We start from the raw sequence: 450 nt of genomic DNA, 5'->3' as shown, positions 1-450 counted from the left end.
CAGCTTGGCAGCGTCGACCCGGATCAGGTTGGTGTCACCGTTTGCGCGTGGGGCTTCCTTGCTGGCCACGGCGCGGCTTTCGCCGGCGCCGGACGCGGGAATGGCCGCTTGGTGCGTTGCCGGCGCCACAGCGCTGGAGCCATTGGCCTGCTCCAGCAGTGCAGCGTCAAAGCTTGTGCAACGCACCAGGCGTTCAACTTGCAGGGCGCCTTCGGCGGCGCGTAGTTCCAGCAACTCTTGCAGCGCCGTCAGCGGCGCGCCGGGCGGCAGGATACGGATGCTGCCGTCTTCGCGGACGAAGTCGAAGGCACCTTCGATGGCTTGCGCCTCGGCGGCGCTGGAGAAGGCCAGTTCCAGGCCCAGGTAGCAGCTTTCCGGGTCCATCTCGTCCAGCACCGGCAGATGCTCGAGCACCGGCTCGACATGCACGATGCTGCCCAGGGTCTCCAG

General features: G+C 67.6%; 1 pseudogene. It reads right to left on the bottom strand.

Annotated features, from left to right (window positions below):
• Window positions 1-450 (bottom strand): annotated as a pseudogene (locus J0A65_RS25825) (hypothetical protein); the annotation flags it as partial.

The sequence above is a fragment of the Bowmanella yangjiangensis genome (assembly GCF_017255015.1).
GTDB classification, from domain to species: Bacteria; Pseudomonadota; Gammaproteobacteria; order Enterobacterales; family Alteromonadaceae; genus Bowmanella; species Bowmanella yangjiangensis.
Note: the sequence above shows the minus strand (reverse complement) of the source record. Positions and strands in the feature narration are given on the sequence as shown.